The following is a 23,744-nucleotide window of genomic DNA, read 5'->3' as shown; positions in this document are numbered from 1 at the left end:
CCATTACGTTCAGCAAAACGACAGCCCGTTTCTGGCATGTTTAGTTGCGCCTATTAGTTAAGTTCCCCTTCAACGGTTTAGTGAACATCACGATGCTTGGCCCTATTGATTTAATACTCCCATTGCACCTGATTAAACGTCACGGAGCGACGTACTCATGACGCGCTTGAAACCCCTGCCTGTGTTATTGCTGGGCTTTGCCCTGTTCTTTTTGCTGCCCCTGGGCTTTCACGGTCTGTGGACCCCGGATGAAACTCGCTACGCCCAGGTCAGCCAGGAAATGCTGATGAGCGGCAACTGGGTGGCGCCGCACTTCATGGGGCTGCGTTACTTTGAGAAACCCGCCGCCGGCTATTGGCTGATCGCCCTCGGCCAGGCCGTGTTTGGTGAAAACCTGTTCGGGGTACGCATCGCCTCAGTCTTAAGCACCGCGCTGAGTGTGCTGCTGGCCTACCTGATCGCGCGCCGCCTGTGGGACGACCCGCGCAAAAGCTTCGCGTGCGCCCTGCTCTACCTGAGTTTTGGCCTGGTGGCCGGGCAAGCGGGGTATGCCAACCTCGACCCGCAATTCACCTTGTGGGTGAACCTGAGCCTGGTCGCGCTGTGGTTCGCCCTGGACAGCCGCACGCCTCGCGAGCGCCTGGGCGCCTGGGCATTGCTGGGGGTGGCCTGCGCCATGGGGTTCATGACCAAGGGTTTCCTGGCATGGCTGCTGCCGGTGTTGATCGCCGTGCCTTTCATGATCTGGCAGCGCCGCGTGGGCGAGCTGTTGCGTTACGGGCCGCTGGCGGTGCTGGTCGCCGCACTGATGTGCCTGCCGTGGGCCTTGGCAATCCACCTGCAGGAACCGGACTACTGGCGCTTCTTTTTCTGGCATGAACACATCCGCCGCTTTGCCGCCGACAACGCACAACATGCGCGGCCGTTGTGGTTCTTCCTGCCGATCATGGTGCTGGCGTGCATGCCTTGGGCCGCCTTGTTACCCGGCACCTTGCTCAAGACCTGGCAGCAAAAGCGCCAGCCGGCGATTGCCTTTCTCGCCCTGTGGCTGCTGCTGCCCCTGGGCTTTTTCAGCCTGAGCAAAGGCAAGCTGCCGACCTACATCATGCCGTGCCTGTTGCCCCTGGCGCTGCTGATGGGCCACGGCTTGATCGACCTGATCCAGCAGGGCAAGGCGCGCACGATTGTGATCAACGGCATGCTGAATTTCACGCTTGGCATGGCGGCCATGGTGGGGCTGATTTACCTGCAAATGTGCGACCCGCTGTACGGCAACAGCCACGCCGAGATGTTCAGCCTGTCCCTGACCTTTATCGTGCTGCTGGCCTGGATTCTCGCCAACTTGCTGCAAGCGGTGCGCCCGTTGACGTTATGGGCGATGCCAGCCCTGGGCATTGGCGTGCTGGTGGCGCTGCTACCGGCAGGCATGCCCGCCCTGATTGCGGATAACGAAATGCCCGACCAATTTGTGCTTGAGCATCTGGACGAGTTGCAACAAACCCGTGCTTTGCTGAGCAACGAATTGGGTTCGGCGTCGGCCTTGTCGTGGCGACTGCGCCGGCCAGAAGTGGCGCTTTATAACACCCAGGGCGAGCTGCGCTACGGCCTGCACGACGAACACGCGGCACACCGCAAGGTCACGCTGGATAACGTGCAAGCCTGGCTGGCCGAGGCCCGCCAGCAAGGTTCGGTCGGCGTGCTGATGCGGGTCAAGAGCACCAGCGAACACCGCGAAGAAGGGCAATTACCGCCCGGCGGCAAACGCTATCGCAAGGGCAACCTGATGCTGACGATTTACCCACAGCAACCTTAACGCAGCGCCTGCCACAGGGAAAAACCCATGAGCTTCTGGAAAACCGAACGCGGCGCCCTGGTGTTGCTGCTGGGCGTTTCGGCCTTGCTGTTGCTAATGGGCCTGGGCAGCCGCGACCTGTGGGGGCCGGAAACCCGCTGGGCAAATATCGCCTTACAGATGCTGCAAAGCGGCGACTACTTCGACCCGTACCTCAAAGGCACGCCGTATTACGACAAGCCCCTGCCCTCCTACTGGCTGATCACCGGTTTTGCCCACCTGATGGGCGGCCTCGGCCCGTGGTCGTTGCGCTTGTCGTCGGTGATTGCGGCATGGCTGAGTATCTGGCTGGTGTACCTGATTGGCGAGCGGCTGTTCCGCAAGGGCACCGGGTTGATTGCCGGCTGGATGCTCGCCACCACCTTCTACTTCCTGTTCTGGGCGCGAGTAGCCACCGCCGATGTGCTGACTGTGTGCGGCGTGCTGGCGGCCGTGTGGTGGTATTGGCGCGGGCCAGACGACACGCGCCTTGGGCGCTACACGGTATTTTTCCTGTTGCTGGCAGCCACATCGCTGTTCAAAGGCTTGATCGGCTTTGTGCTGCCAGGGCTGGTGCTGTTGCCGCACCTGCTCAGCGAGCAGCGCTACAAGCGCCACCTCAATCTGCGCCTGCTGCTGGCGATGGTCATCGCCGGGGCGTTCTACGCGATTCCCTTTGTGCTGTCTCACCACTACGGCGCCCCTACCTACGGCGAGAGCGGCCTGGAACTGGTGTTCCGGGAAAACGTGGTGCGCTTCTTCGACCCCTTCGACCATATGGGGCCGATCTACACCTACTTGATCTACCTGCCGGCCTACACCCTGCCCTGGGCCCCCTGCTGGATGCTCGGCCTGTGGCTGGCCGTGCGAAACTGGCGCCAAACCCCGGCCAACGTACGCTGGCTGGTGTGGGGCCTGGGCCTGCTGTTTGTGTTCTTCACCGCCAGCGGCAGCCGCCGCAGCTACTACGTACTGCCGCTGGTGCCGTTCGCTCAGTTGCTCGCCGCCTGGTGGCTGAGCGAACGCCTGCAGAACACATCGGCCCGTTGGCCGCGCTGGCAAAAAGGCTTTGGCCTCAGCGCAGGCCTGCTCTTACTGGTACTGGGCGTGATCTACCCCTGGACCACCGGCAACGGCGGCGTGACCCGCTTCGCCCAAGACCTGCAAGCCCAAGCGGTGAAAAGCGCACCGTGGAACCAATGGCAAATGGTGCTGGTAGAAGTCGACAACAAGCTGCCGATGTACCTGCAAAACCACGGCAAGCCCTTCTACTACGTCAGCGAAACCCAGGACTTCCCCCGCCACGGCGACAGCGCCGCGTTCATGGCCTGGCTGGAAAAAACCAGCGGCCGGGGCTTCGACCCGCAACGCACAATTATTGTCGCGCAGTATTCCAAGGAGGAGCCGGCGCCGCTGGCCTTCCTCGGGGTGGATCATCAGGTGGTCAGGACGCAGCCGGATAATGGCGAGCGGTTGTTTCAGAAGCGTGAGGGAGGGAGTGTGGCGTTTGTGCCGACGCCGCGCTGAGCCTATGTAACTACTGGCCTTTCGTCATGGTTTGTAAAGGGCCAGCAAGTCGTATCCCTTTAAATTGCAGGACGTTTCCGAGACAATCCCCGCCGCCTTGTGCCGGTTGGAATCGGTGGCTAGTCTGCGATCCGTCACTGCTCATCAGTGATCGGGTTTAGTCGCCCGGATTCCAGTTGTGCGCAAGCGGTCACCCTGTTCATGGTGGCTGTGCGCAGGGCACCTTCGGGTGCGCCGGATCCAACTGGCCGGTCGACTAACCTGCGTACAGCCGCCACCCAACGTTTAGTCGCGAAGGGCTCGGCTCCTTACCTACCAGTTGGAGTTACACCATGAATAAAGCCATACCCGATCCACCCCTCGATCCCGCCAAAACCCGCGCCGCCTTCAACCGCGCCATCGACCACTACCTGCCCAGCCAGGGTTTCCACAACATCAACGACGACCTGAGTTTTGAAGATGCGTTGCTGTACACCGCCAGCCTGCTCGACAGTGCTTCAGCGACGGCGCTGGATTGTGGCGAGCTGCTGGACAGCCCTGGGCGGGCGAAGATTCTCGCGGTGTGGCATTTGCTGGAGATTGCCAGGACTACCGTGGATCGCTCTATCGAATGCATGAAGCCCTTGAAGGCCACACCCTAAAATGTGGGAGGGTGCTTGCTCCCGATGGCGGTGTGTCAGCAGATATATCCGGCACTGACACGCCGTCATCGGGAGCAAGCCCCCTCCCACACTGAGCGCATTCCAATGCTCGCGGGTACAGCGCTTCAAATTTTGGGCAGGCTGGCCGCGTGAATAAATGCCTCATCCAGAGTACTGCCGCCATACCTGCTCATAAAACCCTCGGCGTCGGTAAAACGATTAAAACGCTGTTGGCTCAGCATGTAAAAATCGTCGCAGTGAGTGACGATCTCATCGACGTTATGCGATGACACGAGTACCGCAACGCCTTCCGCCGCCGCCCCCTCCAAACACCGCCAGATGTGATAACGAAACTCCGGGTCAACACCCGCGGTTGGCTCATCCAGAATCACCAGGTCTGCGTTGACGGACAGCAAAGACAACGTAAAAAACCAGCGTTTTTCGCCATAACTGCAAAGGGATGATTTTTTCTTCCAGATTTCGCAGTAACGCTCAGCAATACCAGGGCTCCACTTTTCAATTTTCTCCAAGGCATGCCGTTGGGTAATCGGCGTATCGGCGCAAAAAAGCATCATCATGTTGAACACATCGAACATGCGAAAAACAGGCGGCGTTGCGATGACTTGCGACAGGTAAAGCAGCTTGGAAAATGAACGATGTATTTCGCCGCCATTGATTTTTTTCAGACCGCAGATCACGTCAAAAAACGTGGTTTTCCCAGAACCGTTAGGCCCCAGCAACCCTGAAATCGAGCCCGGCTCTACGACTAACTCAACGTTTTTGAATAAGACGTGCTGGGCATACCTGACATCCAGTGCCTCCACGATCAGCCGTTTCATCAGTACCGACTCCAGACGGGGTTGATGAGTAAAAATCGGAACACCAGACACCCTGTGGCGATGATCAACCCTACAACCACCGCGACCAAAGGTGCGGATTCGGTCACACCCACCAACATAATGCGATTAGCCCACCCCATCGGATTAAAAAGACCCATCACGTTAAACAGTGGATGTGAGGCGTTCAGGCTACCGATACCTAGCGCCAACATCGCGACTGAACATATGGAAAAAAGAGTGTTGGTATTTTGAAAGCCGATAGGCAGCAACGTCAGCAAGAGCGCTGGCGTGGAAAACAGCAAAAAGCACATATAAAAACGCACAACTATAACCATCCATTCATCCAACGCCACCGAGCCAAAATAACCCCGGGTCAATACGTAAAAAACGGAACAATAGATTACCGACATGAAGGAGTAAGCTAAAAACTGCCCAATGAGAAAGGTGATCTTGGTACGCGTCGTATAGACAAAGGAACGCAAAAAACCACTTTCCCTACGCCCTACTATATAAAACGCCAACCCAAACAGCGCCACGCTTGAAGAGATGAAAGCGTAAAACCATGAAGTGGCAGACCAATAGTCACGGAATAGTTCGCTCTCGGAGGATCTGGCGTAGAGGATCAGGTAGAAAGTAACTGCCGGGGATATCACAATCCAGAGCAACGCAACCGGCTCTTTCAACTGTTCCTTGATAAACAGCGCCGCCAGTAAAAACGGCTTGGACAGTGAGTAAATATGCATCGTTCACCTCATGCAATTAGCACTCTCGATCTCAGTAATAGGCGCAGGGCACGGCACTGGAATGACATTTACAATTTATAGACCACCAGAAAATATGCAAAGAAATTCGACCTTCCCATGTAGGAAAATCAGCACATCAAATCAGGAATTTTCACTCATAAATATCAGAAACAAATCAGTTGTCAAAACAGGCAAACTCACAACTAAAAATTTCATTACACACTACCTTTCAATAAATCAACACCTTACCGCCCAACGACCTTTAGACATAAAAACTATCTACAAGGGAACTCAATATAGGAAAAAAACCAGCATCTAAAAACATCATAAAAATCCGACAAGCGGCTTACCAATTTCGCCCATTCGAAACAATTTTAAAACGCCAGCAAGCCATCTCCCCTTAACCTGCCCAGCCAGGGTTTGCACAACATCAACAACGACTTGATTTTTGAAGATGTGTTGTTTGATATATCCGGTGCTGACACGCCGTTATCGGGGGCAAGCCCCCTCCCACACTGAGCGCATTCCAATGCTTAGATCCGACGGCGGCGGTTGAGTTGCGGGATGGCGGTTTGCGAGACTTCAACGCGTTGGGCTTGCGCCACCGTCCTGGCGGCAAGTTGGGCCAATGTGGGTTGGCTGAACACGCTGCGCGCATCCACTTCCAGCCCGGCCTTGCGCAGGCGGGCTACCAGGTTTACCGCCAGCAGCGAGTGGCCGCCGAGTTCGAAGAAGTGGTCATGGCGCCCTACCCGTTCCAGTTTCAACACGTCGGCCCAGATCGCGGCCATCAAGGTTTCCACCTCGCCCTCGGGCGCTTTATAGGCGCGGCTGAGCACCGCTTCCAAGCCGGGTTCGGGCAGGGCTTTGCGGTCGAGTTTGCCGGCGGGGTTCAGAGGCAGTGCATCGAGTTGTACGAAGGCGGCCGGCACCATGTATTCCGGCAGTTGCTCCAGCATATGGGTGCGCAAGGTTTCCAGGCTCGGCGGCTGGCCGCGCAGAGTGAAATAGGCGACCAGGCGCTCATCGCGAATCAGCACCGCTACTTCACGCAAGGCTGGGTGGGCAGCCAGGCGTGCTTCGATCTCTCCCAGTTCCAGGCGCACGCCGCGCAGTTTGACCTGGAAGTCATTGCGCCCGAGGAATTCGAGATTGCCATCGGGCAAATAGCGCACCAGGTCGCCAGTGCGATACAGGCGGTCACCGGCCACGAAGGGGCTGTCGATAAAGCGCTCGGCCGTCATCTGCTCCAAGCCCAGGTAACCCCGGGCAACGCCCACCCCACCGATATGCAATTGACCACTGATGCCCATGGGCACCGGCGCGTCATGCGCGTCCAACACATACAGGCGAGTGTTGTGGATGGCGCGGCCAATCGGCAGTTGCAGGGCCGGTACCGGTGCGCCGGGTTCGAGGGTCCAGGCGCTGCTGTCTACCGTGGCTTCGGTGGGGCCGTAGACGTTGTGCAAGCGCACCTTGGGCAAGCGCGCCTGCACGCCACGGGCCAGGGCTTCGGTGAGTTCACCGCCGCCGCACAATACATCGGTGAGGCTGGTACACAGGGCTGACTCGTCCAGCTCAAGGAACTGCTGCAACATCGCCGGCACGAACTTGATCACGCTGATCTGTTGCTCGCGAATCAGCTGGGCCAGGTACGCCGGTTCACGATGGCCATCGGGCCGCGCCAGCACCGGGCGCATGCCGTTGCTCAGCGGCCAGAACAGCTCCCACACCGAACCGTCGAAGCTGAACGGGGCGCGCTGCAACAAGGCGCCGCCTGCGGCGTTCGGGCACAGTTGCGAGCCCCAGTGCAGCAGGTTGCCCAGGCCACGATGCTCGATCATCACGCCCTTGGGTGTGCCGGTAGAACCCGAGGTGTACATCACGTAGGCCAGGTTGGTCACGCTCAAGCCAGGCACCGAAGGGTTACCGCTCGGTGCCTGGTGCCAGGTGCAGTGATCGAAGTCGATCAGCGGGATCGAGACTTCACCTACCACTTCACGGGTGGCGCCGTGTACCAGCAGCGCCACCGGCTGGCTGTCGGCAAGCATGTAGGCCAGGCGCTCACGCGGGTATCCCGGGTCGAGGGGCACATAGGCGCCGCCCGCCTTGAGAATCGCCAGCAACCCCACCACCAACTCCAACCCGCGCTCCACGCACAACGCTACTCGCGAATCCGGCTGTACGCCACGCGCTTGCAGGTGGAAGGCCAGTTGGTTGGCGCGCTCGTTGAGTTCGCGGTAGGTCAATTGCTGCGCGCCGGCCTGTACCGCGATGGCATCGGGGATTTGCTGCGCATGGGCTTCGAACAGCGCTTGTACCGTCAACGTTTGCGGGTAGTCGGTAGCAGTGGCGTTGAAGTCCACCAGCAGCGTGTGCAATTCGCTGGCAGGCAGCACCTGCACGTCGCGCAGCGGCATTTTCGGCGTGCGTTCAAGCGCGTCCACCACACCGTTGAGCGCGGTGTCGAAGTAGCTCAACACCCGTTCGGCACCCTCTGTGCGCGGCGCCTTGGCCTTGAGCCGGAAACCGCTGGCCATGTCGTCCACCGTGAGCATCAGCGGGTAACTGAGGATGTCTTCACTGCTGAGCAAGGCAATGCCCGGCACCAGATTCAGCTCGGGGTCGGCCAAGGTATGGCGGTAGTTGAGCAGGCTGTTGAACAGTGGTGACACGCCGCTGCAACGCTGGGCCAGCGCCAGGGACGCCTGCTCATGGGCGAGCAAGGCGCTCAATTGCGCGTGGGTGTCGTGCAGTGCATCCACCACGCTTTGCCCGGCCAGGCGCAGGCGCAGCGGCAAGGTGTTGATGAACATGCCCAAGGCTCGTTCGGCCCCCTCGCCGGCTTGCAGGCGGCCAAGCAAGACGGTGCCGAACACCACATCGTCGCGGCCCGCTACACGGCTGAGCGCATGCGCCCAGGCCAGGTGGAACAGGCTCGCGGCACTGACACCCAAGGCGCGGGCCTGGCTGCGTAAACGCAGATTGAGCGTATCGCTGAGCGAGCGCTCGGCCTCTTCGATCTCGGCCCGATTGGCCTGGCGCTCCTGCACGCCGAACGCCAGGGTCGCCTCATCCACATCCGCCAAGCGCTCACGAAAGAACGCCTCGTGGGCAGCCTGGCGTGTGACGCAACGGGCCTGCGCAACCACGTTGCGATAGGGCACGGGCGCGGGCAATTGCGCCTGTTGACCGAGCAGATGAGCGCGGATTTCGTCCACCAGCACCGTGGTCGAAGTGGCATCGTTGACCAGGTGATGAAAGCGCAGCCTGGCGACCCAGCGCTGGTTGTGGGGTTCTTCGGCATAATCCAGGGCCATCAGTGGCGCCTGGCGCAAGTCCAGGGGTTCGGCCGGTTCGCGCAGCGGTTCGACCCGCAACCGCGCTTCGCGCCACACCACCTGCATCGGCTGTTCAAGGGCATCCCAGGCCAGGCTGGTGCGCAGGATATCGTGACGATCGATCACCTGTTGCAGGGCCTGGGCAAAGGCATCCAGTTGTTCACGGTGTGCAAAGCTGAACAGCGCCTGTTGCTGGTACGGGTCGCACTCGTCGGTGATGTGGTGGTAGAGCAACCCTTCCTGCAACGGCGCCAGCGGGTAGATTTCCTGCACATTGGCCGCACCACCGGGGATGCCGGCGATGATGCGATCCAGGCTGGGTTGATCCAGGTCGGCCAGCGCGAGCAGCTCCGGGGTGAGATGGGTACAGCCTGGGGGAATCCGATTGGCCGGCACCGCCATGTCACCGCCGACACACGCCGCCGCCAGCGCCGCCAACGTCGGCTGACCGAACAGCACCTGCACATCGGTGCGCAGGCCGGCCTGGCGCATGCGCTGCACCAGTTGCACCGCCAGCAGCGAATGCCCGCCCAACTCGAAGAAATGGTCATGGCGCCCCACTTGCTGCACGTGCAGCAACTGCGCCCAGATCTGCGCCAGGGTGGTTTCCACACCGTCCTGTGGGGCTTCAAATCGTCGGGTGATAAAGGCTTCCTGGGTCGGTGACGGCAGGGCTTTACGATCAAGCTTGCCATTGGCGGTCAGGGGCAAGGCCTCAAGGCTCATGTAGGCCGCCGGCAGCATATAGTCGGGCAGCGCGGCTTGCAGGTGAGCGCGCAGTGCTTCGATATCGACAGGCTGACGCTGGATAAACCAGGCCAGCAATTGCCCTTCGCGGCACTGCACCACCGCCTCCCTGATCGCCGGATGGCTGGCCAGGGCCGCTTCGATTTCCCCCAGTTCAATGCGTACGCCACGGATTTTCACTTGGTCGTCATTGCGCCCCAGGTATTCAAGATTGCCGTTCGGCAGCCAGCACGCGAGGTCGCCGGTGCGGTACATACGACCGTCGCCAAAGGGGTCGTGCAGAAAGCGTTCGGCACTCAGTTCGGGGCGGTTCAGGTACCCGCGTGCCACGCCTTTGCCGCCGACGTACACCTCCCCCGCCACGCCAATCGGCACAGGGCGTTGTTGAGCGTCCAGCACATAGACGCGGGCGTTGGCGACCGGCGCGCCGATATGCAGCGGCTGGCCCACTGCAACAGCTCCCGATGTGGCAACCACGGTGGCTTCGGTGGGGCCGTAGTTGTTGATCACCGTGAACGTTTGCGCCTGGGCGAACGTGCGCAGGCGGTCACCGCCGATCAGCAAGGTGCGCAAGGTGGGGTGCGCCAGGTGCTGGCTGAAGGCGTATTCGGCGACCGGCGTGGGCAGGAAACACACATCCAACGGCTGCGCGCACCACCAGGCGAGCAGTGCGTCGATATCTTCAGCGCCATCATGGGCCGGTGGCAGGTGCAGCGTCGCGCCTGCGCACAGGGCCGGCCAGACTTCCCAGGCCATCGCATCAAAGCCAAAGCCGGCGACGCTGGCGGTGTGGCTGCCCGCGTGCAGGTCGAAGGCGCGGCAATGCCAGTCCACCAGGTTCGACACACTGTGGTGCTCGACCATCACGCCCTTGGGCAAACCGGTGGAGCCGGAGGTGTAGATCACATAGGCCAGGTTCGACGGCGTAACCGCCACCTGTGGGTTGCTGTCGATGTGTGCGGTGGCAGGCTCCAGCAGGATCACCGGCACCGTAGACGCAGGCAGCCGCTGGCGCAGGTCGTGTTGAGTCAGGACTGCCACGGGGGCACTGTCGTGCAGCAGGTAGTCCAGGCGTTCGGCGGGATGGGCCGGGTCCAGCGGCACGTAACAGGCGCCGGACTTGAGGATCGCCAGCAGCCCCGCCAGGGTGTCCAGGCCGCGTCGGGCCAGGATCGCCACACGATCATCCGGTTGTACGCCGTGTGCCAATAGTTGATGGGCCAGGCTATTGGCCTGGCGATTGAGTTGGGCATAGGTCAACTGACGGTTCTGACACACCGCGGCAATAGCATTCGGTGTACGTACGGCCTGCGCTTCAATCCGCCCGTGCAGGGTCTGCGGCATGGCGTTGGGTTGCGCGGTGGCGTTCCAGTGCAGCAGCCGGGCCTGCTCCTCAGGCGGTAACAGGGAAAATTTACTGACCTGCAATGCAGTGTCTTCCAGCCCTTGCTCCAACAGCCAGGTGAAACGCAGCGCCAACGCCTGGACTTCATCGTGCTGGAAGTACGCCTCGTTGTAGACGCAATGCAGCCATGCACTGTCCTGATAACGGTTGCTGCGCAGGTGAATGGCGATCGGCAACGCCTCGTGGTGGTTAGAGATCTTGATCGCGCGGGCCTGGACCTGACCGAAGCGCAGGTCATGGTCGTCCTGCTCGTACGACACCGACAAATCGAACAGCTGCCCGCGATCCGTACGCCTCAGGCCCAGCTCACGGTTCATCTCGCTCAACGGGAAACGCTGATGACGAAAATCCTGCTTGAGCTGGTCACGTATGCCACGTACCAGGGCACTGAAGGACAACGACTCGCTGAACTGAAACCGTACCGCGCTGACCTGGGTGAACATGCCCACGGTGGCGCGAAAAAGTGCGTTGGAGCGGTTGAGAATGGGCAGCCCCACCACCCACTCCTCCCGCTGGCTGGTGCGGGTGAAATACACATACATCGCCGCCAGCAACACATGAAAAGCCGATGCCTGATCGCGGTTGGCGACCTGCTCCATGCGGTTGAGCAGCGCCGCAGGGAAGGCTTGCACGAAGGTGTTGCTCGACGTCTTGGCAGGGTGCTTCGGGCTGAGCAGCGGTTCGGGCAACACGTGGTATTTGTCCAGCCAATACTCGCGGTCGCGGGCGTAACGGGCCGATTGCAGGTAGCGCTGGTCGGCCTCGATAAAATCGATATACGACGTCACCAAGGGCTCCGCGTGCCGGTCCTGCTCCTGGGCGGTGTAGAGCTGGGCGAGGGATTGCAGCAACTGCCCAAAGCCCCAGCCATCGAGGATCAGGTGGTGAGCCTGGATGCCGAGGCGGTAGAGGTCGTCGTCGAGCTTGACCAACATAAAGCGCAACAACGGCTCACCGCTCATGGCGAAGGGCCGGGCCATTTGCGCCTGCATCAGGGCATGGGTCGCGGCTGACGGGTCGGGCAGCGCGCAGAAATCATGCAGGGCCACGTCTACTGGCAGTGCTGGGGCGAAGGTCTGCCGTGGCATGCCGTCGGTGTCGATATGCAGTTGGGTGCGCAACGCATCATGCCTGGCCACCAACTGCGCAAGGGCATGCTGGATGCGCTCGGGCGCTACTGCACCGGCGAAATCGAGATAACCGCCGATGTTGTACAGCGGCGAATCACCCAGGCGCAATTGATCGAGCCAGATGTCCTGTTGGGCGCCAGTAAGGGGAAAGCTGGCCGGCAGGCGGGAGGAATGCTGCATAAGATCCTTCTCATGGGGGTCAGGCACTGGCCGCGCAGGGTGGCCCATTAAGCCGAAGTTGCCGGATTTGAGCATGGGGGCCTGGCGGTGTCTGTCACCCGAAACCCGGACATCCAAACGCACGGACAGGGGTTGGTGGGTGGTTCATTGCTGAAACGATTAAAGCGCTGTAGGACATTGGCTATAAGTAGCCGATGCTGGCATTTCGAATATTTTTCGCGATTAGTCAATTTAATTTAAATATCAAACAGTTAGTCAGCGATAAACATATCCTGCGTGCATTCGTCGGCGGTTTTACTCGCCCGAAACGTCGAATTAATGACGCGATTTTTATGGCAGCTTGTGTCCCTCGTTTCCGCTACATACGTAGGATAAATCCGTATGGCTAAATAAAATCTCGGACGCCGATGCACGTTCAAGGAGTAAGGATCGTCCTGTTAGAGCCCAGGGCATCCATAGACGGTTTTCGACATCAAGGATGAGATGGCTATGAGTCTGACCCGTAGTATTGGCGACACACGCGGCCCGCATTTCTATGCCGAAATGGGCGAGTTGATTTCAAACAGCGGCGACGAACATTTTGCCGCCAACATGCTGCACCTGGTGGACAAGTGGGTGCCGATTCACCTGGTAGACCTCAGCGAATGGACCCTCGATGAACTGCGCGACCGCGTACTGGACATCAAGTTGCTGGGCAGCGCCGGGCTTAAACAGGATTTGTCTGTACCCCAGACCCTGCACCCGCTGAACGACCACCCGTTGCTGCGGGAAATGCTGCGCATGCAAGACCCGCTGCTGATCCAGATGAAAGCCAAGGCCAACAGCACACATCCGCGGGGCAGCTCACACCAGTGCAACCTGGTCTCGCGCCAAAGCAATCGGCGTTGCGTGATCTCGTTCTACCGCCCGCCGACCCAACGTGGTTTTTCCCTGGCTGAGTTGTCATTTCTCAAATGCCTGTCAGACACCCTGTTGCCACTGATGGAACGGCACGCGCAGATCCTGCGCCAGGCCCACCACACCGAGACCGAGCCGGCCCACAACTTGCTGGAGCAATCGCAGTTGCAGCGTGAGTTCTACAAGCGCCTGTCCCTCAGCGATATCACCCTGTCGGCGCGGGAGCAGGAAGTCTGCCTGGGCTTATTGACGGGGGGCACCGTGCCGCAGATCGCAGAAAAGCTCAGTGTGAAAAACAGTTCGATCGAGACCTACCTCAAGCGCGCTGCCGCCAAGCTTGGCGTGAGTGGCCGACATGGCCTGGCCAAATGGATGGTGGGCGCCTGATGAACAAACTGACGCTCTGCACCGTCGGGGTCGCCTGGATGCTCGGCGGTTGCTCGTTGATCCCCGAGTATCAACGGCCCGCGGCGCCGACACCCGCGCAGTATCCCCAGGGCGGCGTGTACAGCCTGGCGCAGGCCGGCACCCTCACGCAGAACGCGGACTGGCAGCAGCTGTTCCACGACCCGGCGCTGCAACGGTTGATCGGTGAGGCGCTGGTCAACAACCGCGATCTGCGGGTCGCGGCCCTGAATGTGCAGGCGTTTCAGGCTCAGTACCGTATCCAGCGTGCAGATTTGTTCCCGGCGATATCCGCCACTGGCGCCGGCAAGCGCCAGAAACTGCCGGGGGGCGTGACCGGCACCGGCAAGTCGGCAATCACCTCCAACTATTCCGCCACCTTGGGCCTGAGCGCCTATGAGCTGGATTTGTTCGGCCGCGTGCGCAGCCTCAGCGAACAGGCGATGCTCACTTACCTGGGCACCGAAGAGGCGCGTCGCAGCGTGCAATTGAGCTTAGTTGCCAACGTTGCCAATGCCTACCTGACCTGGCGGGCCGATCAGGAACTGCTGGCCCTGGCCGAGCAAACCCTGGTGGCCAACGACCACAGCTGGCAATTGACCAGCCGCAGTAAAAGTGCGGGCAAAGCCTCGGCGCTGGAGGTGGTGCAAGCGCGCACGGCGGTGGAAAGCACCCGCGCCAGCGTGGCCCGCTATGAACGCCAGGTCGCCCAGGACCTCAACAACCTCACCCTGTTGGTGGGTGGCCCGGTGGATGACAACCTGCCTTCGCGCCCGCTAGCCGATGAGCTGGTCGCCCGTGTCCCTGCCGGTTTGCCCTCCGACCTGCTGCAACGCCGCCCGGATATCCTCCAGGCCGAATACCAGTTGCAGGCGGCCAACGCCAACATCGGTGCCGCCCGTGCCGCGTTCTTTCCGTCCGTGACCCTGACGGCCAATGCCGGCAGCACCAGCAAGGAACTGTCGGGGCTGTTCAAGGGAGGCTCGGGCACCTGGACGTTCCAGCCGCAGATCAACCTGCCGATCTTCAACGCCGGCAGCCTGCGTGCCAGCCTCGATTACGCCAGGCTGCAGAAGGACATCACGGTGGCCCAATACGAAAAGTCCATCCAGACCGCCTTCCAGGAAGTCGCCGATGGCCTCGCCGCCCGCCAGACCTTCAACGACCAACTGGACGCGCAACGGGATTTCGTCGCCGCCAACCAGAATTACTACGACCTGGCCCAGCACCGCTACCGCAGCGGCGTGGACAGCAACCTGACCTTTCTCGACGCGCAGCGGGCGTTGTTCAGTTCCCAGCAAGCGCTGATTGTGGATCGGCTGGCGCAATTGGTGGCGGAGGTGAATCTGTATACAGCGCTGGGTGGGGCATGGGGGGATGGTCACGCTTCCATCGCCCGTTTAATGCAGTAGTTACACCAGTTTCAAGCCGATGTTGCCCGCGATGCCTCGATTGGTGTCAGTAAGCTTGACCTTGCCGTAGTGATCCAGATAACCGTCAACGACTAATCCGACATGGCCCCCGGTAGCTAATGTGCCTATCGCGCCATTCCTCAGGTCTTTCATTGTCGCTGCCACAACGCGCGCGCTGAGCCCCAGGCGGCGCAGGGCCTCACCGGGGTAATCTCCAGTGTTCAGCGCAGCGATGGAATCGTTGAAAGTTTCCTCATCATTATCGTAATACCGCTCCAGCTGGATTCGCTTGGCACTCACCGCAAATAAAAACTTAGCGTGAGTGAGCACATCACTTGGGGCATGGGCTTCAAACCCTACTTTACCCATGGCATGCCGCAACTCTGCCTGGGTTATATGCAACGTGAAGTCGTCGCGCATAACGATGTTAAAGCCATCAGGGGTGGTTTCTATTTTTTTGTAAATGCCATGGGGGTTATGCCCGAATTTCATCATGGCCGCCTTGATAGCCGCGATGACAACACAATCACCCTTCGCGCCTTGAGTAAAATCACTGAAAATATCGCCTGGCTTTATACCTACCGTATCAGGCGCACCGAGGATAATCGGGCCATCGTCTTTGAGCGCCCGTACGCCCTGGCTGTAGCCGTTTTGAACAGACTTATCAGTGTCGGGCGTAACCGATACCCTACGACCGACAGGCGCCTCTTTCATCGTCCGTAAAAAATTCGGCTGGGGCGGCATCTCACGCGTGCGATGAGAGGGCTTATCAAGCATCGCCGATAAGCGTTGCGCTAATACGCCCAGCTCTGTCATCAACCCCGTCAAGCGCTGAGAGCGGTCGTCAGCTTGCTTGTAATCGTGTTCAACCACATCGTCGCGCAGGCTTGAATTGTGCAGATCACCCCCTATCAGGGTTTTGGACAACGCTGATACCTTGCTGAAACCACTCATCACACACTCCTTATCAATAGATATCCTAGCGTTGAGCAAAAACAGTTCTAGACGAGTTTAATACCAGCTTTCCAATGCATGTCTCTCATCAGTCTTTTCTTGTTTCCATACACGTCTAAATAACCACCCATGACGGCAAGGTCGTGACCGTTGTTCGCAATCGTACCGATAGCGCCTCTCATTAGTTCCTTGATATTGGTGCGAACCATATGCCCTTTCAGCCCCAAGCGAAGAAGACCTTCCCCGGCAAATTCACCATCATTGAGTGTTGCCATAGCCGTCTCGAAACTACGCTTGGCAATGTCATCATTATTTTCCAGCTGCGCCCGTTTCGCGCTCACCGCAAATAAAAATATCGCACTCGTGAACACTGCATTACCTGGTTTAGTCGTCTCGAAGCCTGCTCCGTATTTAGCTTCTTCCAGTTCTTCATCAGTTATTTTCAATGTGTAGTTATCCCTCATAACCACCTCAAAACCATCATCTAACCGAGTGACTTTTTGAAAAACCTGATGAGGGCTATGTCCAAACCTTGCCATGGCTGCCTTGATGGCTGCGACTGTCACGCAATTACCCGTTGGACCTTGATAGAACGCGGAGAAAATATCTGCTATTTGTTCCACTGCATTCTGGGCGTTATCCGGTAGATAGAAACTGGGTACTTCGGCAACAGCCGGAGCCTGCCTTTGAGCATTGTTAACAGGCCCTTGCGCCATCGGCGATGAAGGCTGCTGGATCAGGCGCGTCGCGACAACGCCGAGCCTGGTAACCAAATGACGCAAGCTGTTGAACGATGGCGCGTACGTGCCGGGTGAAACCTGATTACGAGCCTCCAGCGATTCTGTCGAAGGCGGCTTCGATAGTGCTGTCGATGCTGTGGCAGTTGGCCAATAAGGAGGTTCACGATAGTTGGGCAGGACGCTTTGAATGGAAGAAACGGACACCGCTATTCTCCAGCATAAAAATAATAGTCAACGATAACGTGACGGCACGTAAATATTGTAACCATACAGGCTTGGGAAAAATCTCTGAATGAATCAACGACGCCGAGTAAGCCCATTGTTCTGATGAACGTAGGGCTCATAGGCACCTGCAGCTATTTCCTGTGGACTTAAATGTCGGCCTAACCCTAACCAGATAACCAGCTTTTCCCGATCATGCTCCGCAGTGGAGTTCACCAGAACATCCAGGTAAGTATTAGTCACCTTGTCACTCCAAACATAATTATAGGCATCGGCCCAAGGGGCTCTTTCAATTTGACCACGCTTGCACATCACTCCAAACATAAAGTAAGCGTCTCCCAGCATGCCTTCATCAGCGCCTGCAAACCGGCTGGCCTTTCTCGCCATGCCCAACTCCTTATGGGAAATAAAGAGTTTGAAGTTGTCCTTCATGGTCACATCATATCCACCGTCTACAGCCGTCACCTCATTGAAAACGCTGTCAACTGTCTGGCCGTATTTATCCATCCCCATCTTTATGACTTCTACGAACGTTGTGCGTTTATCGTGGCCCAGCCACGGATAAGGCTCATGTATTGAAGCAAGGCCATTTTTCATGTCCTCGGGTTTTTCACCTTTTCTTTTTCCAGACATCGGTAAGTTAGCAACGTCATACTGCGGGTGCTGGCTGGATATTCGTTTACGCTCGTAGTCATCCAAACGGAGCCCGCCCCTCACACCCCGACCGTCAGCAAGCTCAAGTTCGTCAAAAGGATCAACCTCGTTGTCGTCGTCCGGCGTCGTCAGACTTGAGGGCAACACGGGCGACGGCGTCCACCCCGACGGCGGCACGAAACGCAGGTTTGGCTTGCCCACATCTTCTAAACGAACTTTTATGGGAGGAAGGATCGGTGTGGCGGGTTCAAGCGGCTCCTCGGTCACGGGCGCGTCTTGGGGAGGGGTTACCGGCACCACAGGTGGGTTGTTCTCCTGCGGCACTGTCCCTAACGACTCACCGAGCAACTTCAGCAATGAGGTCAAGGCGAGCAGATCATTTTTATGATCATTGGAATGTACAGGCGTGCCATCGGCCTCTTTATTCAGGTCAGGTGTGGTGTGAGGATGTATGTCCTCAACAATCGTTTTCAGGGTCCCTACCAGTAAGTTCAAAAGAACACCCAACTCTGAAAAGTCTTCGCGCGCCGCTGGTTTATTACTGGCGGGCGGCCCAGAGACAGTACGCATTTCATTCCCGGCACGACTATGACGCCCGGGCGTAGAATCAGTCTGCTCAATGGGTGCTCTACGGGAATACATCTGCTGCGCAGAGTAATAATGGTTTTGCGTCAGCGCTCCAAACATACACACTCACTCTCTCAGTCATCGAATAGGTTGAAACAGGGAGACAGCGCCCCCCCTGCTGCCACTTAAATGTTCGATTACTCAGTGGTGCCCTCGCCCGATAGGTTCCTGTTAGTGGGCCAGCCACTTGTATCAGCAGCCTTCAACGTTGAAAAAATGCGAGAAGAGTTTTCTGTTATTTACGGTTTTTTTCCTGACAGTTGCTGTCGGTAATCTCCAGGCGTCATCTGCGCATGACGAAGGAAAAACCGGCTGAAATACGCCGGGTCCTTGAACCCGAGCTGGTAGCAGATTTCATTCGCGGAACTACCGGTAAACAGCAACAGACGCTTGGCTTCCTGCATCAGTCGTTCAAGTATCAAGCGCTTGGAGGGCAGGTCGGCAATGCGTCGGCACACCTCGTTGAGCCGCGCCGGTGTCACACCAATCCCTTCGGCATAGCGTGCCAGCGGCCAATGTTCCAGGTAGTGCGCCTCCACCAGTTCGTTGAAGCGATGAAAGATGCGCAGGTCTTCATGAGCCATCGGGCGCGCCGGCAGGGCGTGGGCGCACAGGCGCAGCAAGCGGATCATGATCAGGCGCGTCAGGCTGTCGAGGGCGGCGGCACGCCCTGCCCGTTCGGCGTTGATCTCACTGCACAGCTCTTCGAATAGCTGATCCAGCCCTTCGGCGTCACCGCCCAGCGCGACACAGGCCGCACCGGAGGCGAGGCTGGGGTCGGCGTCGATCAACCCCCACACCAACTGCTGGCGCACCGTCAACACATGCCCGTCGGCATCGGCTTCGGTGACGAAGGCATGGGCCACCGTGGGCGGCGTGAGAAAAAACATCGGCCCCGACTCGACGTATTGGCGGTCATCCAGATAGACCCGCACCGCGCCACTCTTGACGTAATGCACCTGGAAAAACCGGTCATGCCGATGCACGGCCATATTGCGCCCGAAGAACCCCGCCAGGTTGCCAAGCTTGTCGTAATGCACCTCGGCGTCGCTGTAGCGCTGGTCGTAGACCTGCCCGATGTTGATATTGGGAATCGGCTTCACGCGGCTCTCTTCTTGTTGTTCCGATGCCGCTGGAGTTTGCCATGCTTGACGGTAGTTAACATATTAATTATAACGTTAACAACTTAACGAACTGCCTACGCAGCCGTCGTCACCGCCAGGAGAAACGCATGAGCCGTACCCTGCATGATGTTGCCAGCGGCACCCTGTTCGGCGTTGCGCTGAACTACCAGGGCCTGCTGGACCAACATCTCGCCGCCTTCCAGCAGGCGCCCTACCAGAAGCCCCCAACCAAGCCGGTGCTGTTTATCAAGCCCCCCAACACCCGTAATGCACACGGCGGCGTGGTGCTGCAGCCGGCGGGCGAACGCCTGCAACCAGGCCCGGCATTAGGTGTGGTGATCGGCCAGCGGGCCAGCCGCGTCAGCCTGGACGATGCCATGGCCCATGTGGCCGGGTATGTGGTGGTCAACGAGTTCAGCCTGCCGGAAGACAGTTACTACCGCCCCGCCGTCAAAGCCAAATGCCGCGATGGGTTTTGCGCCCTCGGGCCGCAAGTGATTGCACGGGATCAAGTGGCCAACCCCAACCGGCTGGACCTCAAGCTCTTCGTCAATGGCGAACTGCGCCAGGAAAACTCCACCGCCCAGTGGGTGCGGGACATCCCGCAATTGATTGCCGAGATCAGCGAATTCATGACCCTGCACCCCGGCGATGTGCTGATCACTGGCACGCCGGAAGGCCGCGTGGATGTGCAGCCTGGCGACCGGGTTGAAGTTGAAATCACCGGTGTTGGCCGTTTGCTCAACATTGTTCAAGCAGAGGCCTCGGCATGAAGTGCGCACGTATCCGCTTTGAAGGTCAAATCCATACCGTGCAGGTGGACGACGATTGCAGCGTGCGCCTCAGCGATGGCCGCCGGCTCGCGCAAGAACAGGTGCAATGGCTGCCACCCGCCACCGGCACTATGTTCGCCCTCGGCTTGAACTACGCCGACCACGCCGCCGAACTGGCGTTCACACCGCCGACCGAACCGCTGGTATTCATCAAGTCGGTCGGCACCTACACCGGCCACCGCCAAGTCACCTGGCGCCCGGACAACGTCGCCTACATGCACTACGAGTGCGAGCTGGTGGCGGTGATCGGCAAGACCGCACGCAACGTCAAGCGCGCCGACGCCCTGGATTACCTGGCCGGTTACACGGTGTGCAACGACTACGCGATCCGCGACTACCTGGAAAACTACTACCGCCCCAACCTGCGGGTTAAAAACCGCGACGCCACCACCCCGGTCGGCCCATGGATTGTCGATGTGGCCGATGTGCCCGACCCGAGCAACCTGAAGCTGCGCACCTGGATCAACGGCGAGCTGCGCCAGGAAGGCAGCACCCAGGACATGATTTTCGATATCCCCTACCTCATCGAATACCTGTCCAGCTTCATGACCCTGCAACCCGGCGACATGATTGCCACTGGTACGCCCGAGGGCCTGGCCGATGTGGTGCCGGGGGATGAAGTGGTGGTGGAAGTCGAAGGTGTGGGCCGCCTGGTCAACCGTATTGTCAGTGAGACGGCGTTTTTCTCCGCGCGCAAAGAGGCTTGAGCAACATGATCAAACACTGGATCAACGGCCGTGAGGTCGAGAGTAAAGACGTGTTCATCAACTACAACCCAGCCACCGGCGAGGCCATTGGTGAAGTCGCCAGCGGCGGCGCCGAAGAAGTCGCGCAAGCCGTAGCGGCGGCCAAGGAGGCGTTCCCCAAGTGGGCCAACACCCCGGCCAAGGAGCGCGCACGCTTGATGCGCAAACTGGGTGAATTGATCGAACAGAACGTGCCACGCCTGGCCGAGCTGGAAACCCTCGACACCGGCCTGCCGATCCACCAGACCAAAAACGTATTGATCCCACGCGCCTCGCACAACTTCGACTTCTTCGCTGAAGTCTGCACACGCATGGACGGCCACAGCTACCCGGTGGACGACCAGATGCTCAACTACACCCTGTACCAGCCGGTGGGCGTGTGCGGGCTGGTATCACCGTGGAACGTGCCGTTCATGACCGCCACCTGGAAGACCGCGCCGTGCCTGGCCCTGGGCAACACGGCGGTGTTGAAGATGTCGGAACTGTCGCCATTGACCGCCAATGAACTGGGACGCCTGGCGGTGGAAGCCGGGATCCCCAACGGCGTGCTCAATGTGATCCAGGGCTACGGCGCCACCGCCGGCGATGCCCTGGTGCGCCACCCGGATGTGCGAGCGATTTCCTTTACCGGCGGCACCGCCACCGGCAAGAAAATCATGCAGACCGCGGGCCTGAAAAAGTACTCCATGGAGCTGGGCGGCAAATCGCCGGTGCTGATCTTTGAAGACGCCGACCTTGAGCGTGCGCTCGACGCCGCGCTGTTCACGATCTTTTCCCTCAACGGCGAGCGTTGCACCGCCGGCAGCCGGATCTTTATCCAGGAAAGTGTCTACCCGCAGTTTGTCGCCGAATTCGCGGCGCGGGCCAAGCGCTTGATTGTGGGCGACCCTCAGGACCCCAAGACCCAGGTCGGCTCGATGATCACCCAGGCTCATTACGACAAGGTCACCGGCTACATCAAGATCGGCCTTGAGGAAGGCGCTACGCTGCTGGCCGGCGGCCTGGAGCGCCCGGCCAACTTGCCTGCGCACTTGAGCCGCGGCCAGTTTATCCAGCCGACGGTATTCTCCGATGTGAACAACAAGATGCGCATCGCCCAGGAAGAAATCTTCGGCCCGGTGGTGTGCCTGATCCCGTTCAAGGACGAAGCCGAGGCGCTGCAATTGGCCAACGATACCGAATACGGCCTGGCGTCCTATATCTGGACCCAGGACATCGGCAAGGCCCACCGCCTGGCGCGCGGTATTGAAGCGGGCATGGTATTTATCAACAGCCAGAACGTGCGCGATTTGCGCCAGCCGTTCGGCGGGGTGAAAGGCTCGGGCACCGGCCGTGAAGGTGGCCAGTACAGCTTTGAAGTGTTTGCCGAGATCAAGAACGTGTGTATTTCCATGGGCAGTCATCATATTCCGCGCTGGGGCATCTGAAATCTGCTCCTACAGCCTTACAAGAATAATTACTCAGGAGAATCATCATGGGCGAAGTGGTTCTGGCAGCGAAGATCTGCCACGTACCGTCGATGTACCTGTCGGAACTGCCCGGCAAGCATCACGGTTGTCGCGAAGCGGCGATTGCCGGGCACAAGGAAATCGGGCGCCGCGCCCGCGAACTGGGGGCCGACACCGCCGTGGTGTTCGACGTGCACTGGCTGGTCAACAGCGGCTATCACGTCAACTGCGGCGAACATTTCCAGGGCACCTACACCAGCAACGAGCTGCCGCACTTCATCAAGAACATGGACTACGCCTACCCAGGCTGCCCCGAGCTGGGTGAGTTGATCGCCGCCGAAGCCAACCTGGCCGGCGTGCGCAGCATGGCCCATAACATCCCGAGCCTGGAGCTGGAATACGGCACCCTGGTGCCCATGCGCTACATGCACATGGGCGTGCCCGAGGACGAAAAGTTCAAGGTCATCTCCATCGCTGCCTGGTGTGCCTGGCATCGCCTGGAAGACAGCTTCGCCTTCGGCGCCGCCGTACGCCGGGCCATCGAAAAGAGCGACCGCAAGGTGCTGGTGTTGGCGTCCGGGTCGCTGTCCCACCGTTTTTCCGACGACCGCGAGGCCGAAGCGAATATCCACAACTGGACCCGCGAATTCGACAAGCAGGTAGACCTGCACGTGGTCGAGATGTGGCAGCAAGGCCGCTTCAAGGAGTTCTGCGCGATGCTGCCGGACTACGCCGAACACTGCTTTGGCGAAGGCAAGATGCACGACACCGCCATGCTCCTGGGCCTGCTGGGTGGGCCGGACTATGCCAAGCCGGCCGAGATCATCACGCCGCCGTTTGGCAGTTCGGGCACCGGCCAGATCAACGCGATTTTCCCGCTGTAGCTTTGGGAGAAACCTATGCCGCACTTTATCGCTGAATACACCGACAACCTCTCGCAACAGGCCGACCTGCCCGGCCTGTTTGAAAAAGTCCACCGGGTGCTGGGAGACAGTGGCGTGTTCCCCCTCGGCGGTATCCGCAGCCGTGCTGTGCGGCTGGACACCTGGCGCATGGCGGACGGCAAGCATGACTACGCCTTTGTGCACATGACCCTCAAGGTCGGCCATGGCCGCGACCTGGCCACGCGCCAGGCGGTGGCCGAAGCCGTGTTCGCGGTGATCACCGCGCACTTCGCCGAGTTGCAAGCGCAACGCTTGTTGGCGCTGTCGTTCGAGATGGTGGAGTTGCACCCGCAGCTCAACTTCAAGCAGAACAATGTGCATGCGTTTCTGAACAACGCGGCGGGGTAAACCCCG

The 23,744-nt window shown here is 59.4% G+C and carries 17 protein-coding genes; 10 read left to right on the top strand and 7 right to left on the bottom strand.

Annotated elements, in window-relative coordinates:
• Nucleotides 1-157 precede the first annotated feature (157 nt).
• From arnT to JFT66_RS26120, 3 genes are all read left to right on the top strand, one after another.
• Nucleotides 158-1,813, top strand: coding sequence for a lipid IV(A) 4-amino-4-deoxy-L-arabinosyltransferase (arnT, locus tag JFT66_RS26130; RefSeq protein ID WP_198860425.1), 1,656 nt, complete (start codon nucleotides 158-160; stop codon nucleotides 1,811-1,813).
• Between the two features lie 27 nt (nucleotides 1,814-1,840).
• Nucleotides 1,841-3,358, top strand: a complete 1,518-nt coding sequence (locus JFT66_RS26125) for an ArnT family glycosyltransferase (RefSeq protein WP_198860424.1) — start codon at nucleotides 1,841-1,843, stop codon at nucleotides 3,356-3,358.
• 332 nt (nucleotides 3,359-3,690) lie between these two features.
• On the top strand, nucleotides 3,691-3,999 hold the full coding sequence (locus JFT66_RS26120) for a DUF6124 family protein (protein WP_198860423.1): 309 nt from the start codon (nucleotides 3,691-3,693) through the stop codon (nucleotides 3,997-3,999).
• Between the two features lie 125 nt (nucleotides 4,000-4,124).
• Here the strand turns inward: JFT66_RS26120 and JFT66_RS26115 are convergent, their stop codons facing one another.
• The 3 genes from JFT66_RS26115 to JFT66_RS26105 form a co-directional block, all read right to left on the bottom strand.
• Nucleotides 4,125-4,838 carry an AAA family ATPase gene (locus JFT66_RS26115; RefSeq protein ID WP_198860422.1) on the bottom strand — a complete coding sequence of 238 codons (714 nt, stop codon included), beginning with the start codon at nucleotides 4,836-4,838 and terminating at the stop codon, nucleotides 4,125-4,127.
• Nucleotides 4,838-5,581, bottom strand: a complete 744-nt coding sequence (locus JFT66_RS26110; protein WP_198860421.1) for an ABC transporter permease — start codon at nucleotides 5,579-5,581, stop codon at nucleotides 4,838-4,840. The genes JFT66_RS26115 and JFT66_RS26110 overlap by 1 nt, the downstream gene beginning before the upstream one ends.
• Nucleotides 5,582-6,114: 533 nt before the next feature.
• On the bottom strand, nucleotides 6,115-12,384 hold the full coding sequence (locus JFT66_RS26105) for a non-ribosomal peptide synthetase (protein WP_198860420.1): 6,270 nt from the start codon (nucleotides 12,382-12,384) through the stop codon (nucleotides 6,115-6,117).
• A gap of 489 nt (nucleotides 12,385-12,873) precedes the next feature.
• On the opposite strand from JFT66_RS26105, the gene JFT66_RS26100 reads away from it, so the two are divergent.
• On the top strand, nucleotides 12,874-13,668 hold the full coding sequence (locus tag JFT66_RS26100) for a helix-turn-helix transcriptional regulator (RefSeq protein ID WP_034120477.1): 795 nt from the start codon (nucleotides 12,874-12,876) through the stop codon (nucleotides 13,666-13,668).
• The gene (locus JFT66_RS26095) at nucleotides 13,668-15,098 is read left to right on the top strand and encodes an efflux transporter outer membrane subunit (protein ID WP_198860419.1); all 1,431 of its coding nucleotides are present in this window, start codon (nucleotides 13,668-13,670) and stop codon (nucleotides 15,096-15,098) included. Before JFT66_RS26100 ends, JFT66_RS26095 begins: the two co-directional genes overlap by 1 nt.
• Here JFT66_RS26095 and JFT66_RS26090 read toward each other — a convergent pair whose 3' ends face one another.
• The 4 genes from JFT66_RS26090 to hpaA all read right to left on the bottom strand — a co-directional run bounded on the left by JFT66_RS26090 (nucleotide 15,099) and on the right by hpaA (nucleotide 19,398).
• Nucleotides 15,099-16,052: a hypothetical protein gene (locus tag JFT66_RS26090; RefSeq protein WP_198860418.1), complete on the bottom strand. Its 954-nt coding sequence runs from the start codon at nucleotides 16,050-16,052 to the stop codon at nucleotides 15,099-15,101.
• Nucleotides 16,053-16,099: 47 nt separating this feature from the next.
• Nucleotides 16,100-16,996 (bottom strand): hypothetical protein, encoded by an 897-nt coding sequence (locus tag JFT66_RS26085; protein WP_198860417.1) that lies wholly within the window; start codon nucleotides 16,994-16,996, stop codon nucleotides 16,100-16,102.
• A 93-nt stretch (nucleotides 16,997-17,089) separates the two neighbouring features.
• Complete coding sequence (locus tag JFT66_RS26080; protein ID WP_198860416.1) at nucleotides 17,090-18,238, bottom strand: hypothetical protein; 1,149 nt, start codon at nucleotides 18,236-18,238, stop codon at nucleotides 17,090-17,092.
• A 296-nt stretch (nucleotides 18,239-18,534) separates the two neighbouring features.
• A complete protein-coding gene (gene hpaA / locus JFT66_RS26075; RefSeq protein WP_034120480.1) occupies nucleotides 18,535-19,398 on the bottom strand; it encodes a 4-hydroxyphenylacetate catabolism regulatory protein HpaA in 864 nt (287 codons plus the stop codon).
• Between the two features lie 128 nt (nucleotides 19,399-19,526).
• Between hpaA and JFT66_RS26070 the strand changes: the two genes are divergently transcribed.
• Genes JFT66_RS26070 through JFT66_RS26050 form a run of 5 tightly spaced genes read left to right on the top strand, consistent with a single transcriptional unit; the run spans nucleotide 19,527 to nucleotide 23,738 of the window.
• Nucleotides 19,527-20,192 carry a fumarylacetoacetate hydrolase family protein gene (locus JFT66_RS26070; RefSeq protein ID WP_034120481.1) on the top strand — a complete coding sequence of 222 codons (666 nt, stop codon included), beginning with the start codon at nucleotides 19,527-19,529 and terminating at the stop codon, nucleotides 20,190-20,192.
• Nucleotides 20,189-20,959 carry a fumarylacetoacetate hydrolase family protein gene (locus JFT66_RS26065; RefSeq protein ID WP_198860415.1) on the top strand — a complete coding sequence of 257 codons (771 nt, stop codon included), beginning with the start codon at nucleotides 20,189-20,191 and terminating at the stop codon, nucleotides 20,957-20,959. Before JFT66_RS26070 ends, JFT66_RS26065 begins: the two co-directional genes overlap by 4 nt.
• A 5-nt stretch (nucleotides 20,960-20,964) precedes the next feature.
• Nucleotides 20,965-22,425: a 5-carboxymethyl-2-hydroxymuconate semialdehyde dehydrogenase gene (hpaE, locus tag JFT66_RS26060; RefSeq protein ID WP_198860414.1), complete on the top strand. Its 1,461-nt coding sequence runs from the start codon at nucleotides 20,965-20,967 to the stop codon at nucleotides 22,423-22,425.
• A gap of 47 nt (nucleotides 22,426-22,472) precedes the next feature.
• A complete protein-coding gene (gene hpaD / locus JFT66_RS26055) occupies nucleotides 22,473-23,330 on the top strand; it encodes a 3,4-dihydroxyphenylacetate 2,3-dioxygenase (protein ID WP_034120485.1) in 858 nt (285 codons plus the stop codon).
• A 15-nt stretch (nucleotides 23,331-23,345) separates the two neighbouring features.
• Nucleotides 23,346-23,738, top strand: coding sequence for a 5-carboxymethyl-2-hydroxymuconate Delta-isomerase (locus tag JFT66_RS26050; RefSeq protein ID WP_153870863.1), 393 nt, complete (start codon nucleotides 23,346-23,348; stop codon nucleotides 23,736-23,738).
• Nucleotides 23,739-23,744: the final 6 nt, after the last annotated feature.

The organism is Pseudomonas sp. MF6755, from assembly GCF_016405635.1.
GTDB classification, from domain to species: Bacteria; Pseudomonadota; Gammaproteobacteria; order Pseudomonadales; family Pseudomonadaceae; genus Aquipseudomonas; species Aquipseudomonas haemolytica.
Note: the sequence above shows the minus strand (reverse complement) of the source record. Positions and strands in the feature narration are given on the sequence as shown.